The 15455-nt window shown below is 39.0% G+C and carries 11 protein-coding genes and 1 tRNA gene; 4 read left to right on the forward strand and 8 right to left on the reverse strand.

What is annotated here, in order from left to right:
• Positions 1-50: 50 nt before the first annotated feature.
• Positions 51-1196 carry a hypothetical protein gene (locus Q0993_RS03445; RefSeq protein ID WP_299529757.1) on the reverse strand — a complete coding sequence of 382 codons (1146 nt, stop codon included), beginning with the start codon at positions 1194-1196 and terminating at the stop codon, positions 51-53.
• Positions 1193-1480, reverse strand: a complete 288-nt coding sequence (locus tag Q0993_RS03450) for a DNA-binding protein (protein WP_299529759.1) — start codon at positions 1478-1480, stop codon at positions 1193-1195. The genes Q0993_RS03445 and Q0993_RS03450 overlap by 4 nt, the downstream gene beginning before the upstream one ends.
• Positions 1481-1976: 496 nt before the next feature.
• On the opposite strand from Q0993_RS03450, the gene Q0993_RS03455 reads away from it, so the two are divergent.
• Together Q0993_RS03455 and Q0993_RS03460 are read left to right on the forward strand one after the other, a co-directional pair.
• Complete coding sequence (locus Q0993_RS03455; protein ID WP_299529761.1) at positions 1977-3674, forward strand: helix-turn-helix domain-containing protein; 1698 nt, start codon at positions 1977-1979, stop codon at positions 3672-3674.
• A 266-nt stretch (positions 3675-3940) separates the two neighbouring features.
• Positions 3941-6085 carry a prolyl oligopeptidase family serine peptidase gene (locus Q0993_RS03460; RefSeq protein ID WP_299529762.1) on the forward strand — a complete coding sequence of 715 codons (2145 nt, stop codon included), beginning with the start codon at positions 3941-3943 and terminating at the stop codon, positions 6083-6085.
• A 49-nt stretch (positions 6086-6134) separates the two neighbouring features.
• On the opposite strand, the gene Q0993_RS03465 is transcribed toward Q0993_RS03460, so the two are convergent.
• From Q0993_RS03465 to dnaE, 6 genes are all read right to left on the reverse strand, one after another.
• The gene (locus Q0993_RS03465; RefSeq protein WP_299529765.1) at positions 6135-6956 is read right to left on the reverse strand and encodes an RteC domain-containing protein; all 822 of its coding nucleotides are present in this window, start codon (positions 6954-6956) and stop codon (positions 6135-6137) included.
• Between the two features lie 491 nt (positions 6957-7447).
• Positions 7448-7524: transfer RNA gene (locus Q0993_RS03470), tRNA-Asp, on the reverse strand.
• Between the two features lie 44 nt (positions 7525-7568).
• Positions 7569-7847, reverse strand: a complete 279-nt coding sequence (locus tag Q0993_RS03475) for a GIY-YIG nuclease family protein (RefSeq protein WP_299529767.1) — start codon at positions 7845-7847, stop codon at positions 7569-7571.
• A gap of 206 nt (positions 7848-8053) precedes the next feature.
• Entirely contained in the window at positions 8054-8983 is a 930-nt protein-coding gene (locus tag Q0993_RS03480) for a DUF58 domain-containing protein (protein ID WP_299529768.1), read from the reverse strand.
• Between the two features lie 70 nt (positions 8984-9053).
• A complete protein-coding gene (gene trxA, locus Q0993_RS03485) occupies positions 9054-9371 on the reverse strand; it encodes a thioredoxin (RefSeq protein WP_120709482.1) in 318 nt (105 codons plus the stop codon).
• Between the two features lie 215 nt (positions 9372-9586).
• On the reverse strand, positions 9587-13972 hold the full coding sequence (dnaE, locus tag Q0993_RS03490) for a DNA polymerase III subunit alpha (RefSeq protein WP_299529773.1): 4386 nt from the start codon (positions 13970-13972) through the stop codon (positions 9587-9589).
• A 204-nt stretch (positions 13973-14176) separates the two neighbouring features.
• Between dnaE and Q0993_RS03495 the strand changes: the two genes are divergently transcribed.
• Positions 14177-14839 (forward strand): 30S ribosomal protein S16, encoded by a 663-nt coding sequence (locus Q0993_RS03495; RefSeq protein WP_299529775.1) that lies wholly within the window; start codon positions 14177-14179, stop codon positions 14837-14839.
• Positions 14840-14853: 14 nt separating this feature from the next.
• A complete protein-coding gene (rimM, locus tag Q0993_RS03500) occupies positions 14854-15381 on the forward strand; it encodes a ribosome maturation factor RimM (protein WP_299529778.1) in 528 nt (175 codons plus the stop codon).
• The last annotated feature ends 74 nt before the right edge of the window (positions 15382-15455 follow it).

Here is a 15455-nt window from a genome sequence, read left to right on the forward strand (position 1 = left end):
TGTCCAAAACCAATCATTTATGGTGCTTTTGACCACTTTATGCAATTGAGCTAAGCACTCTTTCTAAGCAAACGCATAGGATTCTCCAATAGGATGTCTGCCCAAAGTAAAGGATGATCACTTGCAGAATCCTTCTCTCTCTTTATCGAATCATAAATCTTCCACACAGGTTTACTCAATGGCCATATCCCTTTCCTGTTCATACCACATCTCTGAACCCTTTCGAACAGAGCGGGTGAAACCAATAAATAATCTTTTCGCTCAATGTTAACTCCCCTGCAATAGGCACCCATCCTAAAATATCCGGCATCATTCCCAGAATCCACTTGAACATCAAAACTGCTGTGCTTGACGACATCTGTAACACCTATCTCCATGATAGGTAAAATTGAATCGGAATAAGAAGGGACGTTGAAGGTGCCAGCGATAATGATATCTTCCTGCCCATTTGAAAGTATATCTTCATAAACCATTCTTACCTTGGTAGCCTGTTTTTTACGAAAGGAATTTGAGTGATTTTCATTTGCAAGCTGACAACACAGAAGGTCTAGTGTTGTATTGTTTGGGGTACCGATTTCATACCACTGAAAATCATTATCAAACAATCGCTTTTCTTGTTCGTCCCTTTCGTTAGAAAAAGATTTAATGGATTTGATATGATAGCCTTTCTTTAAAAGAACCCCCATTCCCAAACCCATAGCATCATTACCTTTAATGTGCATTATTTCATTATACCTCGAATCTTGACTTGCATTAAAAAAGCTTTCATTGAACTCAATGAGAGATTCCCTGTTTTCTACTTCCTGCAAAATTAGAATGTCAGGAGCGATTTCCAATATGACTTTGGCCTTGTTGCTAATAGCCCTTTCGACCACGGGAACCGTCATTATTTTAGTCCAGCCATTCCAATCAGTCAAATGAGAGGCTCTAGTATCTAAAGTTTTGAAAGCCGATCTTACATGGAGGTTTCCCTCCATATTTTTCATATATAGGTAAGGTTCATTGGGAGACTTATGAAAACCCAATAAATTGGCCAATTCACGCATGCGGTTGTAGTCTCGCTCCAAACGCTTTTTACTATGAATCAAAGCTTCAAATTCTTCTTTCCAAAGTTTGGATTTAGTATTTTGATTTTTATGGATTAAATCTATATGTCTGTGAAACAAGTTTTGAATATTATAGGTTGCTATTATCATGCCGCCTTTCTTTTGAAACCAATCTCATTGTTCTCCAGAATCTCATTAATTTTTTCCTCATCATAAAAAAGGATTCCACCTAATCTTGAAAAAGGAATAGTTCCATTTACCCTAAAATTCTGTAAAGTACCAGGACTGATTTCCAACTTATCCATGACTTTTCCTGATTTTATCCAGTGATCGATACCGACTTTACCATGTTTGATAAGAAGCTCCTTGATTTCCCTTAAAAGTTCCTTTCTAAAAACTTCCAAGTCTTCGGTCGTAATAATATTGGCTGCCATATTGCTAGGATTTAAGATTCTCTTGTTTAATAGATATCGAATTCACGGCAAAGGTTTGTAGTTTAATTACAATGTATTCACCAGTTGCTCCCAACTTGGGTTAAAATTTAATAATTTTCAGGATTTTGTCGATTATTTATTATATAAATAAGTACTTTAGAGTAAATAAGTTCATGTTATTTGCTTTTAGCCATAATCAGAATAGGACTATGTTCAGAACATATTCCTCAATTCATTTAGGGTAAGACAAAATATTTTGTGACCGTACTTGTTTGAGAATTTTTGTAAGGCACTACAATAGTAAAGATGATAAATCTATCTGTACGCTAGAAAATGAAATTGTGCCTAAAAATAACTCACTCTTGTGAAAAGGAAAATAAATCTAAGCAAGAACTCTCCAGTACAATCCAAAAAAAACTTGTAGTAAAAACAATTCCTTAAAAGTACTCTATATACTTAAGGAATTATAAACCAGTACAATATTAATAAATAAGTAGTGACAGCTTTAAGGCCACTTTTTTGGCGGATTTTTTTACCTCTGGTAATCTTAAATTGTATTGCCATAAATAGCCTACAAAGTCAAAAAAAACTATCCAAATACCGTTTATCACAACTCTCCTTTAAGGAATTGACAAAGCTAGCAAATGAGGTATATGATAAGGAAGACTATACTTATTTGAATGATATTTTAAGCGTCCATTATGACAAAGCAAAACAGGAAAAGGATACTTTAGAATTAGCCAATTCACTCACATATAGGATTTGGTATGAATCCTCTGAAACAGGATTGAACTACCTGGATTCAGTATTGGACATAACCAGAAATCAAAAAGGTTCGATTTTTCCTGCAAGAGCATATTACCTAAAAGGGTTGATCCTGTACGAAATAGATAAACCAGGAATGGCAATGGATAATTTCATAAAAGGTTATTATTCTTCATTGCTATCAAAAAATCATAGTCAAGTCGTTGATTGTCTAAATGGAATAGCAGTTTTAAAAAGCGAATATGGTCAGGAAAGGAAAGGTATTCTATTACACCGAGAAGCTCTTGACTATTTGGAAAAGAATTCAGAAGGGATCGATGATTACGAATGGATTAAACTTTTGACTGTAGATAATCTGACATTGGGCTATTTAGAATTAAGAGAACTTGATTCTGCCAGAACCTACGGTAAAATGGGAATGCAGCTTTCACTTTTACAAAATGATACGCTGGTTTACCGGAAGATGATTATTGCATTAGCACAGGCAAATTATTATGAAGGTAATTATCTTAAGGCCAAAGACACCCTTTTGAACTACATTAATTTATATAACGGAATCAAAAGGGCAGACATACTTTACTATCTAGGAGAAATTGAAAACAAACTCAATAATCCTCAAAACAGGATCAATTATTTTGAGCATATTCATCAGATTGTATCAAAAGATTCGGCTGTTGTGGATAACTCAAAAGACGTTTATCAAACTTTGTTAAAAGATGCAATCGAAAGAGGAGAAAAAGAAAAGGAAACTGAGTATTTGTGGTGGCTTGTGCATAATGATAGTGTTCTAGAGTCTATGAAGCGAAAAGTTGAAGAAATTAGTTTGATGAAGTTTGATTTGCCAATTCAAAAACTTAAGACCGATTTCTTTGAATCCCAAATTTCAAAAAAGGAAAGGTATCTGAATTTGTTTTACTGCATTTCCTTTTTATTGTTACTTATAGGAGGTATTCTGCTTTATCATTATAGAACTACTCAAAGAAGACTAAAACATTTGATGCGTAATAAAATCGAACCGTTCAGAGCGGATTACAAGAACATAAAAAAGAAAATCAACAATATTGATAAGAGTGTAATTATTATTCTATTGAACAAGATTAATGAATGGGAGAATAAAGAAGGGTACTTAAATCCGGATATTTCTATGAACTCGCTTGCCAAGGAATTTGGAACCAATAGTGCATATTTATCAAAAGTTATAAATGTTTATAAAGAACAAAGCTTTTCAAATTACATCAAAGATTTAAGAATTTCCTATTCTATCAACTTTATCAAAGAAAATCCTGATTTCATTAAGAATAAGTCAATAATTCAAATTGCTGAACATTTTGGGTTTAAATCACTAGATGTTTTCGCCAGATCGCTAAAGGACAAAACCGGAGTAACACCAGGGGCTTTTTTAAAGTGGGTAAGTCAACGCAATTTATAAATTACGGTTAGATTAATGAATTGTATATCAGTAGAATGCCTAATTTTCACAACATACTAATAATATTAAATCTGTATTTATGGAAAAGCTTAAAAAATTTGAGAAAAACAAAATTAAAAACCCCCAAATGATTAGAGGGGGCGATTTAGGACCTATTGACAAGAGAAAATTGAATGATAAAAAGAAAAGATGAAGTCATTCAATAGTCCGAAATTTTTACCTAAAGTCTCTAATTCAAGGTTAGGGACTTTTTAATATTTTCCTAAATGCATAAGAGTTTTTATTATTGTTCTTTATACCTTTTTTTCATTTGCCAAGGATGCCAGAATTTCAATCAAAGAATTGATTATCCTAAAATTAAGAATATTGAAAAGAAAGAGAATCATTTTGGTATTTCCTATGTTAATAAGTTTGATAATCTAGAAAAGATAGATACCAAAGAAGTTTTGGACTGGTACCATGCCCAGGATTCATTGGCGGAATCTTATTTTTATCGAAGTCTAGCATTTGGTAAAACATATGAACTTTATAAGAACCTTGAAAATAGAGAGTCCAATCCTGCAAGCAGCGTAGCTTACAATGAGTCCGGACTAACGTTTTATTTATCTTCATTTGATGGAGGGAATGTAAAAGCGCTATTTAAAAAGCTTAATAATAACCCATCTAGTGAAAAACTATTTCATCCGAAAAGCTATGGTGATGGTGCTTATGATATAGAATATTTTAAAGCCTCCTATGATGGCAATTATGTTGCCATTGCAATGGGCAAGCCGGAAAACTTTTTTAACGAAATTGTTTTACTTGATTGTCAAAAAAAGGAAATAGTAGGGACCCCTATTTTAAATGCCAAGCCTAATAAGGCAGGGGGAATAGTATGGTCTCCAGATAATAAATGTATAATTTATATAGCCTATCCCAATACCGGAGAAAACAAAAATGATAGGAATAGTTTTACGGCAATGTATTGCGTGGACAATATTGACGAAGCTCCAATAAGTATACTTAAAAATGGAATTAACGGAATTGTATTAAATGATGAATATTATCCTGTTCCAAAATTCAGTTCCGAAAAAAGTAATTACATATTTGTTTACCTAGGAAATGCATCAAATCATTGGGATTGCTATTACTTACCCACGGAAAAATTCCTGAATAGAAACTATGACTGGAAATTGTTATTCACAGAAAATGACAAAGTTCTATTTGATTACGGCACGGAAAGGAATCATATATACTACTATAAAAGAATAAACGGGGATAATATTGAGCTTTGTGCTATAGACCTTAAAGCCCCGAATTTAAACAATCCATGGATTTTGGCAAAAGGAAAGGGATCTGACCAAATAGATGATTTTATAGTATTAAGGGATGACATCTTTTATTCCATTTCCTCCAACGGTATTTCTGAGGCCCTCTACAAATATGTCGATAATAAAGAACCAATAAAAATCAAACTTCCTTTTGAAGCAGGAAATATATCTTTTGACTTTCGTTCGCCTTATGAAAATGACTTGTGGGTGAAATTATCTGGATGGACATCCAACCCAAAGGATTATTATTTAGACCCAAATGGAAAATTTGAATTTATGGAATTAGGTATGTGGCCAGATTATCCAGAATTTGACAATATCCTGAGCGAGGTTGTTGAAGTAATATCCCACGATGGAACCAAAATACCTTTAAGTATTGTAAGAAGAAAAGACCACAGGTTTAGTGCTGAATCTATGGGCATAATTACGGCATATGGAGCCTACGGAATGTCAGAAACCCCATGGTTCCACTCGCCAATAGCAAATTTCGTAAACAAAGGAAATATATACGCCACGGCTCATGTTCGAGGTGGGGGTGAAAAGGGGCCATTCTGGCACAATGCGGGAATGAAGACCACCAAAGAAAATTCTTGGAAAGATTTAGTCGCCTGTAGTGAGTATCTTATAGAAAAAGGTTATGTCAATAAAAATAAATTAGGCCTAAATGTGAAAAGTGCTGGCGGAATTACAGGAGCTATGGCCATAAACGAAAGACCAGATCTGTACGGTGTATTTACCGCTATCGCGCCCTCTTTAAATCCAATTCGAACAGAATATTTTGAAGATTTTGACGATTCAGATAACATATTTGAGTTCGGTACGATAAAAGAGCTTCAAAGTTATAAGGATCTACTAAAAATGGACCCGGTGTTAAACCTTTCCGATGAGAATGATTATCCAAGTACGCTTTTAATCATTGGTTTTAATGATGATTTGATTCCCCCTTCAGATTCTGGCAAATATATTGCTTTACTTCAGTCTTTTAGAGCTAAACGTGATAAGCCTTATTTGTTGGATATAGATTTCTCACGGGAGCATGAAATCAATTGGTTAGATGATTATGCCAAAATGCTTTATTTTACCCAAAAGGAATTGGAATAAATTCAAGAAAATGCAAATGACATTGAACCGTTTCCAGTCTGGTATTATTCTATGCATTTTGGTTGTCCATATGGTTGATCATGGCAATGGATAGCTCTTCCAGAAACTTCACTCTACTTTTTTGTCTACCACGTATTTCCGAATATGTCCTATAATAATCCCCTAAATCAAAGTTAAAGACAGACTGGAAGGCATTGGCAATCTGTTTGATATCTGCTGCGCCATTATTTATTGAATTGCTATGATAAAGGGCATAGACTAATTCGGTCAAAGAGACTTTTGAAGATGTCCATCTCAAATTATTATTGATTTTGATCGGATTATCATTTAATTTTTGTTGCTTATTCGTTAAATAATCTATTAGAAAGTGTGATGCTTTTAGCTGGCCTAAAAGTGTATCATGCGAAGTGTTAAAAAGCGGGTCTTCGAAATAGGGTTTGAACCGCATAGGAGATTGTTTATGTACGTGTTTTCGTGTGAAGAAATACTGATCAAGATGATTCTTTTCTAGATCGTAATATTGAATGAATTCTCTGTTAATCAAGAAAAAACGATTGACCTTGTTTATCCATTTTTGGATATATTTCTTTTGCTTTCCTTTTCCACCTCGCGGAAAGCAGGTTTCGAAAAAATATATCTCGGAGTAGTAAATAAGGTTGCTTAGTGGGGATTGTTTGACTACCTTGAAAAAATTGATTTCTTCATCTGTACTAGAGAACCCCCTATTCATTACCTCCCCCCTTAATAAAGATAACGCACTTTTACATAGCCATACAATTTCATCGTAAGCCTTGAACTTATTGGTGTAAATGTGTTCGATTTCTTCGATTTTATTCTCAAAATCAACCACATCAAAAGAAATTTTTTTCATAATTCAGAGATTTATGACATCCTACCGAAGACTATATGCTAAGTACTTTTTCAAAAAACAAACGTTACTTAGAATCAATAAGATAATATCCTTATCATGTAAGGTCTAAAAAAATGATTAGTGGTAAAAAAAAGATTTAATACTATTTATGAATGAGGTAAGTCTTTCATAAACCAGTTGAAATATTCATAAAGATTCACCGAAGGTTCATTTATAAAACTGAGAATATGTCGGTAGAGCTATAGAATGGAGGTCCAACATTAAAAAGCCTTTATCCGCTAGAAATACTTCTTTTAGTAGAAAGTATACAAGAGTCTAAAATATAACCATTAACCTGTCAACTAACTTTAATCAAAAAGTTGGTTATGACCTTAACTTTACCCTCGTTTATGTTAAAAAATGTTAAATAAGCCCTTCGTTCGAAAAGTTTGCAAAAAGTACGCAATTTTTAAAACTAAAAAGCCTCCGAGGAATCGGAGGCCTTTATTTATTGGCGGTCTGGACGGGACTCGAACCCGCGACCCCCTGCGTGACAGGCAGGTATTCTAACCAACTGAACTACCAGACCAATGATTTTATCCCGAACAATCGGAACTCCTGCAACAGCAGGATTCAAATCTTGTTGCTATCGCCTTGGTTGAGCGATCTATAATTTTTTATGAGCGCTTCATAGAATTTACGGTTTCTCTGGTTCTTCAGGAAACGTTCCCTATGAATGGCTTCTTTTCGTGTTTTATACGCTTCATCGTAAACTACCTTCCAGGGCAGTTTTCTACTCGTGTATCTTGACTTTCCTGAATTATGATACGTTAACCGCCTTTCAAGATTCTCGGTTTGTCCTATGTAATAGGAACCGTCAAGATCGCTTTGAAGAATATAAACAACATACATATTAAAGAACTTGTGTTAGCCCGACAGGCAGTCCCGAGTACTCGGGATAACCAACTGAACTACCAGACCAATGATTTTATCCCGAAAAATCGGAACTCCTGCAACAGCAGGATTCAAATCTTGTTCAACGCTTTTGGAAAGCGTTTGCAAATATACATTGCTTATTGTATTGCACAAATAAAATCCCCTAAAATGTGTCGTGAGTGCTACAAGAATTTCTGGCGCTCTATCATAAACGTAGTAAACACTTTTGAAAATTGTTCCTTAATGTCCACGGGCACATACTTTATCTTGTATTGGGCACATTTCAGTTTTAGTTCATCAAAATATTGGGTTACCTCCTTATGATAGGCCTCCTTGATCGTATCGGCATACAAATCTATATGTTCCCCGGTCTCCACATCCAAAAAACGCTTGGGCCTGTTTTCAAAATTAAAATGTAATTCCGTTTCCGCATCCAACAGATGGAACAACACCACCTCGTGCTTATTGTATTTTAAATGTCGCAGGGCATCGAACAATTTGTTGTCATCCGTAGCCGTCTGGAACATATCCGTAAACAAAAAAATCAGACTCCTTCGTTTAATCTTTTCGGCTATCTGATGCAAATAGGTATAGGTTTCCGTTTGTTGGGCTGGTTTGGTTTCCAAACTGATCTCGCCCAATTTGGCCAATAGCATCTGATGATGGCGTTCGCTTCCCTTTTCAGGCGAATAATAGGAATAGGTATCCGAATAAATACTAAGGCCCACCGCATCACGCTGTCTTTTGAGGATATTCATCAAAGCGGCAATGGCCAATACCCCGAAACCGATTTTGTTAAGGTTATCACTGGTCAACTCCTGTACTTCCGGATAGTACATGGAAGCCGAATTATCCAAGATCATATGGCACCGAAGATTGGTCTCTTCCTCGTATCGTTTGGTATAGAGCTTGTCTGTCTTGGCAAATAGTTTCCAGTCTATATGTTTGGTACTCTCCCCTGTGTTGTAAATCTTATGTTCGGCAAACTCGGCCGAGAACCCGTGAAAGGGGCTTTTATGGATGCCACTAATGAAACCTTCCACTACTTGATTGGCCAAAAGCTCCAAGTTTTGGAAGAGTGCCATTTTATGTAACTCGTACTGGAGATCCATACAACTAAGATAAAATAAAAAAAGGCTTGGCAACCGCCAAACCTTTCTTTCAACTTTTCAATTTTCTTTTTCATAGCACCGCGTCCAAGGCGTCGGTATACACTTTTTTGGGAGACACCCCAACTTGTCTGTTGACAATTTCCCCGTCCTTGAATACCAAGACCGTGGGAATGTTACGTACACCGTACTTAGCGGCAAATTCCTGGTTGGCATCCACATCTACCTTTCCAACTACAGCCTTGCCTTCGTATTCCGTACTAACCTCATCAATAATGGGACCTACCATTCTACAGGGTCCGCACCAAGCCGCCCAAAAATCCACGACTACAGGTTTATTACTTTTTAAGACTACTTCGTCAAAAGTAGCATCTGTTATTTCTAGTGCCATTTTGTTTGTATTTTATGTTCGCAAATTTAGTCAATAATTATTCGTCTTCCTTACCAACGCCACATTCATTTTGGTTATTGTGGTATCAAGGGAATTTATGTGTGCCTGCCTTACTACTAAGCAGTTAGGAAATGGTGGTACCTTCATGGGTCGGAAATGTCTTTTGCTAAAATTGTTGTTACCAGTAGATAGCGGCCCTTTTCCCGATGATTCCCTCAATTCAATTTATAATGCACTTCCTGTTCCTCCAAAACGGACAATAGTTCACTGGTAATCTGTATTTTCTGTTTTCTGCTCGAGAAGTTTACCTTTATCTCATCCTCCATTTCATATATTGTAAAATGCAAGGCATGATTGCCTTTGTACGAGACCAATGCGCTCTTTAAATCCTTGATTCTTTTTTCCTGCAATTCCTCTATATTGAGTTTAATGGTCAATTTTTTGGCATAGTTCTCCATCACTTCCTGCAACAACATAAAACTGTTGTACTGTAATCTTGGGTCCCCTTTTTTACCGGTCTCCCGATTGACCCATCCCTCACGAACAAATACCTTGACATGAACAAAGGAATTGATCATTAAAAAATGACGAAACTTAAGGTATTCCTCCCCAAAAATTCGAAATTCGAAGGAATCCGTATAATCTTCCATGGTAAACAAGGCCCAACCTTTTCCATTCTTTGAAGTCCGGTGCTGTACATCGGTAATTACCCCGGCGAACGAAAGCTCTCGATTTACATGATCTTCCAAATTGTTGGCACTGGATACACTGGCATTGCAAAAGGCACTTATCTCTGTTTTGAAATCGTCCAAAGGATGCCCGGAAATATAGATGCCAACTACTTCCTTTTCCCTGCGGAGTTTTTCCATTGTACCCCACTCCTCGCAGGGCGGCACTTCGGGTTCAGGAATCTGGGCTTCGGTAATTCCACCAAACATATCCATTTGACTGGAATTCTTGTTTTCTTGGTATTTTGCGGCGGACCGAATTACCTTTTCCAAGAAGGTAACGCCATCACCTTCATCATGAAAGTATTGCGCACGGTGCGTGGTTCCAAAAGAATCAAACCCTCCCGCTACCGCTAAATTCTCAAAAGCTTTCTTATTGGCGGCTCGTAAATCGATACGTTTGGCCAAATCGAAGACCGACTTAAAGTTTCCATCTTTCTTTCTATGGGCCACAATGGTTTCGACAGCGGAACGCCCAACGCCTTTAATGGCCCCCATTCCAAATCGTACGGCACCATCCTTGTTTACCGCAAATTTGTAGTAGGATTCATTGACATCCGGTCCCAGAACATCCAATTCCATGCGTTTGCATTCCTCCATAAAGAAGGTGACCTGCTTAATGTCGTTCATATTGTTGCTCAATACCGCGGCCATATATTCCGCGGGGTAATGTGCCTTTAGATAGGCCGTCTGGTAGGCAATATAGGCATAACAGGTAGAGTGGCTCTTATTGAACGCGTAGGATGCAAAGGCCTCCCAGTCCTTCCAGATTTTCTCCAATATTTCCCTGGGATGTCCATTCTTTTCGCCCCCATCCAAAAATTGGGGTTTTAGCTTTTGCAGCAGGGAAAATATTTTTTTCCCCATGGCCTTTCGAAGTACATCGGCCTCACCCTTGGAGAAACTTGCCAGCTTTTGGGAAAGCAACATCACCTGTTCCTGGTATACCGTAATACCGTACGTTTCCTTAAGGTACTCTTCCATATCCGGCAGGTCATAGCTAATTTCCTCCCTTCCATGTTTACGGGCGATAAAACTGGGTATATATTCCATAGGCCCCGGACGATACAACGCGTTCATGGCAATGAGGTCATCAAAGACCGTAGGTTTTAAATCCTTCATATGCTTCTGCATCCCAGGAGATTCATATTGGAATATTCCCACGGTATCCCCTCTCTGAAAAAGCTCATAGGTCTTTTCATCGTCCAATGGAAACTCGTCGGGTACCAACGTTATCCCGTGTTTAGCCTTTACGATCTTTACGGTATCCTTGATCAATGTCAAGGTTTTTAACCCCAGGAAATCCATTTTTAAAAGACCGGCATTTTCTACGACCGAGTTATCAAACTGCGTCACATACAAATCGGAATCCTTGGCCGTGGACACGGGAACAAAATTGGTAATATCGTCCGGGGTAATAATAACCCCACAGGCATGGATACCGGTATTTCGAAGTGAGCCTTCCAATACTCGAGCCATATTTACGGTCTGCGCCTCCAGGTCATCGCCTTCGGAAATATTGAGCAATTGATTGACCTTCTCCAAATCATCCGATCGGAATTTCTTGCGCAAGTCCGCTTCCGGCACCCCGAATATCTTTCCCAATTTGGACATGGTGGGAATTAATTTGGCAATCCTATCCGCATCGTTCAGGGGCAGATCCAGAACACGTGCCGTATCCCTAATGGAGGATTTGGCAGCCATAGTACCATAGGTAATTATCTGCGCTACTTGGTTGGCCCCGTATTTATTAATGACATAATCCATGACCCGGCCCCGACCCTCATCATCAAAATCAATATCAATATCGGGCATGGATACCCGATCCGGATTTAGGAATCGCTCAAACAGCAAATCGTATTTCAGGGGGTCAATATTCGTAATCTTTAGGCAATAGGCGACTACGGAACCTGCAGCCGATCCGCGACCGGGACCTACGGAAACATCCATGTTCCTAGCCTCCCGGATAAAATCCTCAACAATTAAAAAATATCCGGGATAACCGGAATTTTCTATGGTCGTCAGCTCAAAATCGATACGTTCCTCAATTTCAGACGTGATATCACCGTATCGTTCTTTTGCCCCCTCAAATGTAATATGTCTTAGATAGGCATTCTCTCCCCGTTTGCCCCCATCGGTTCGATCCTCGGCTACCTTAAACTCATCCGGGATGTCAAATTTGGGCAGCAGTACGTCCCGGGCCAAGTCAAAGGGTTCTATTTTGTCCACGATTTCCTGGATATTCAAAATGGCCTCGGGAACATCCTGGAACAATTCCTTCATCTCCTCCTGGGACTTAAAATAATACTCTTGGTTTGGAAGTCCGTATCGATAACCACGACCCCTGCCAATAGGGGTTGCCTGCTTCTCACCATCCTTTACGCATAGCAAAATATCATGGGCGTCCGCATCCTTTTTGGAGCAGTAATACGTATTGTTGGTCGCCACTGGTTTTACTTCATGTTTTTTGGAGAATTCCAATAAAACTTGGTTTACCCTATCCTCATCTTCCTGTCCATGACGCATCATTTCGATATAGAGATCGTCCCCAAACTCTTGTTTCCACCATAATAAGGCTTCCTCGGCCTGATTTTCCCCAACGTTCAAGACTTTCCCGGGAACTTCCCCATAGAGGTTTCCGGTAAGCACGATAATATCCTCCTTGTACTGTTGGATAACCTTTTTATCGATTCGAGGGACGTAGTAAAATCCATCGGTATACGCAATGGAAGACATTTTGGCCAGATTGTGGTATCCCTTTTTATTTTTGGCCAGGAGCACAATTTGATACCCGTAATCCTTTATATTTTTGTTGGTATGGTCCTCACATACGAAAAACTCGCAGCCAATGATGGGTATAATTTTTTTAGCGTTTGGCAATTCCCCCTGCTCAATGGCCTCCTCATTCTTTTGTTCCACACTGGCATTGTGCGCCTTCACCTCCTTAACAAAATGGAAGGCGCCCATCATATTCGCATGATCGGTAAGGGCCACAGCGGACATTTGGTTATCGGCGGCGGACTTTACCAAATCCTTAATATTTATGGTGGATTGTAGCACCGAGAACTGGGAATGATTATGGAGATGTACAAATTGGGCATCTTCCAAAGTCTTAATATTCGCCTTGATTTCCTCTTGGGAAACCCCGCCAGTGTCCTTTTCCCAAAGCGCATCCGCAATTTTTTTGGATGCCTTTTTAAGGTTGATGTGCTTTAACCCTATCAATTGAATCTCCTGCGGGTTGGCCTCCGAGAAGTTTTGGAAGTAATCTGGCTGTACATCTAACTGCTCCTGTGTGTAATGCTTTTTACGAACCAACTCCAAGAAGCAACGGGTGGTGGCCTCCACATCCGCGGTGGCATTGTGAGCCTCTGCAAAAGGTTCATTAAAAAGATACTCATGTAATTCAGTAAGCGTGGGCAGTTTAAACTTTCCGCCCCTACCTCCGGGAATCTTACATAGCTCCGCGGTATATTCCGTACACGTATCCAAAACTGGGAGTTGTTGTAATAGATTTTCGATTCCAAGCCGATAGAACTCGGCTCCCATGATATTCACGTCAAAGCCCACATTTTGGCCCACAATGAATTTAGCTTTGGTCAGTACAATATTGAACCTCTCCAGAACCTCTCCCAGACCGGCACCCTGCTGCGTGGCCAATTCCGTAGAAATGCCATGCACTTGTTCCGCATCATAGGGAATATTAAAGCCATCCGGCCGCACCAAATAATCTTGGTGATCCACCAGATTCCCCATAGCGTCATGCAATTGCCAAGCAATCTGGATACAACGTGGCCAATTATCGGTATCGCTAATCGGCGCATCCCATCGTTTGGGCAATCCGGTGGTTTCGGTGTCGAATATTAGATACATATTGGGTGTTTCGTTCTTTGAAAAAGTAGTGCTAAAATTAGTGAAAACCACCTGTTTGGAAAAAGGGAGTTTTTAGGAGTTATCAACCCCCAAATATTTCAACACTTTTTATTGACCATTCATAGAAATATTCTATATTTGCAGCCCTTAAAAAGGGAAAAGAATTAATAACGAGGGTCGGGCACCCTACAAAATTAATGTGATATGCCAGTAAAGATTAGATTACAAAGACACGGAAAAAAGGGAAAACCATTTTATTGGGTAGTAGCGGCCGATAGCCGTGCCAAGCGAGATGGTAAGTTCCTGGAAAAGCTGGGAACCTATAACCCCAATACCAATCCTGCTACTATAGAATTAAATGTGGACAACTCCGTAAAGTGGTTGCAAAACGGAGCACAGCCTACGGATACGGCCAGGGCCATTCTTTCCTATAAAGGCGTCTTGTTGAAACACCATTTGTGGGGCGGGGTCCGAAAAGGTGCTTTTACCGAAGAGCAATTAGAGGAAAAATTTAAAGCTTGGGTAGAGGAAAAGGAAAAGGCCATCTCTTCAAAAATAAGTGGGCTAGATAAAGAAAAGGAAAAAGCAAAGGCCGAAGCACTTAAGGCCGAAAAAGAAATCAACGAAAAACGCGCTGCGGCAGTTGCCGAGGCAGAAGCTCCAGAAGAGGAAGTTAGCGAAGAGGCCGTTGCGGAAAGCACTGAAGAAGCGGTTGAAGAAGTTGCAGCGACCGAAGAGGTAACCGAAACGGTGGAAGAAGCACCTGCAGCACCTGAGGAGGCTCCCAAAACGGAGGAGGCCCCTGCAGAAGAAACAGTTGCCGCCGATTCGGAAGACACCACAGCAGCTTCTACGGAAGAGGAGTAGAAAGTTCCGGACTTATGCGCAAGGAGGATTGTTTCTACCTCGGAAAAATCGTTTCAAAATACAGTTATAAGGGGGAGGTGCTAGTAAAACTGGATACCGACGAACCCGAAATTTACGAAAACATGGAATCAATATTTGTCTCCGTTAAGGGCAATTTGGTTCCTTTTTTTATTGATAAATGCCGTCTACATAAATCGGCACTGTTGCGCATCGATTTTGAAGATGTAAAGGATGAAGATGCGGCCGACAGAATTCTTGGCGCTGAACTATACCTCCCTTTGACCATGCTGCCTAAATTGGAGGGCAATAAGTTTTATTATCACGAAATCATCGGTTTTACCGTACAGGATAGCGTTTATGGCGATATCGGTGTGGTTACCGGAGTAAACGACACCACTTCCCAGGCCCTATTTGAAGTGGAAAAAGATGGGAAGGAACTTCTAATTCCCTTAACGGATGAAATCCTTACGAAAGTAGACCGGGGAAACAGGACCTTGTTCGTGTCAACACCTGAAGGTCTGGTAGACCTTTATTTGAATTAGACAAAATTTCCAAATCTCCGGGTCGGAACTCGAAATCCGGATTGTATTTTATGGTATATTTAGACGGACTTACC

The organism is Ulvibacterium sp. (assembly GCF_028285715.1).
Lineage (GTDB): Bacteria > Bacteroidota > Bacteroidia > Flavobacteriales > Flavobacteriaceae > Ulvibacterium.

Bases quoted from the DNA above. Each gene is read 5' to 3' on its own strand.
- Q0993_RS03445 (WP_299529757.1), bottom strand. From the start codon at position 1,196: ATGATAATAGCAACCTATAATATTCAAAACTTGTTTCACAGACATATA.
- Q0993_RS03450 (WP_299529759.1), bottom strand. From the start codon at position 1,480: ATGGCAGCCAATATTATTACGACCGAAGACTTGGAAGTTTTTAGAAAG.
- Q0993_RS03460 (WP_299529762.1), top strand. From the start codon at position 3,941: ATGCATAAGAGTTTTTATTATTGTTCTTTATACCTTTTTTTCATTTGC.
- Q0993_RS03465 (WP_299529765.1), bottom strand. From the start codon at position 6,956: ATGAAAAAAATTTCTTTTGATGTGGTTGATTTTGAGAATAAAATCGAA.
- Q0993_RS03475 (WP_299529767.1), bottom strand. From the start codon at position 7,847: ATGTATGTTGTTTATATTCTTCAAAGCGATCTTGACGGTTCCTATTAC.
- Q0993_RS03480 (WP_299529768.1), bottom strand. From the start codon at position 8,983: ATGGATCTCCAGTACGAGTTACATAAAATGGCACTCTTCCAAAACTTG.
- trxA (WP_120709482.1), bottom strand. From the start codon at position 9,371: ATGGCACTAGAAATAACAGATGCTACTTTTGACGAAGTAGTCTTAAAA.
- dnaE (WP_299529773.1), bottom strand. From the start codon at position 13,972: ATGTATCTAATATTCGACACCGAAACCACCGGATTGCCCAAACGATGG.
- Q0993_RS03495 (WP_299529775.1), top strand. From the start codon at position 14,177: ATGCCAGTAAAGATTAGATTACAAAGACACGGAAAAAAGGGAAAACCA.
- rimM (WP_299529778.1), top strand. From the start codon at position 14,854: ATGCGCAAGGAGGATTGTTTCTACCTCGGAAAAATCGTTTCAAAATAC.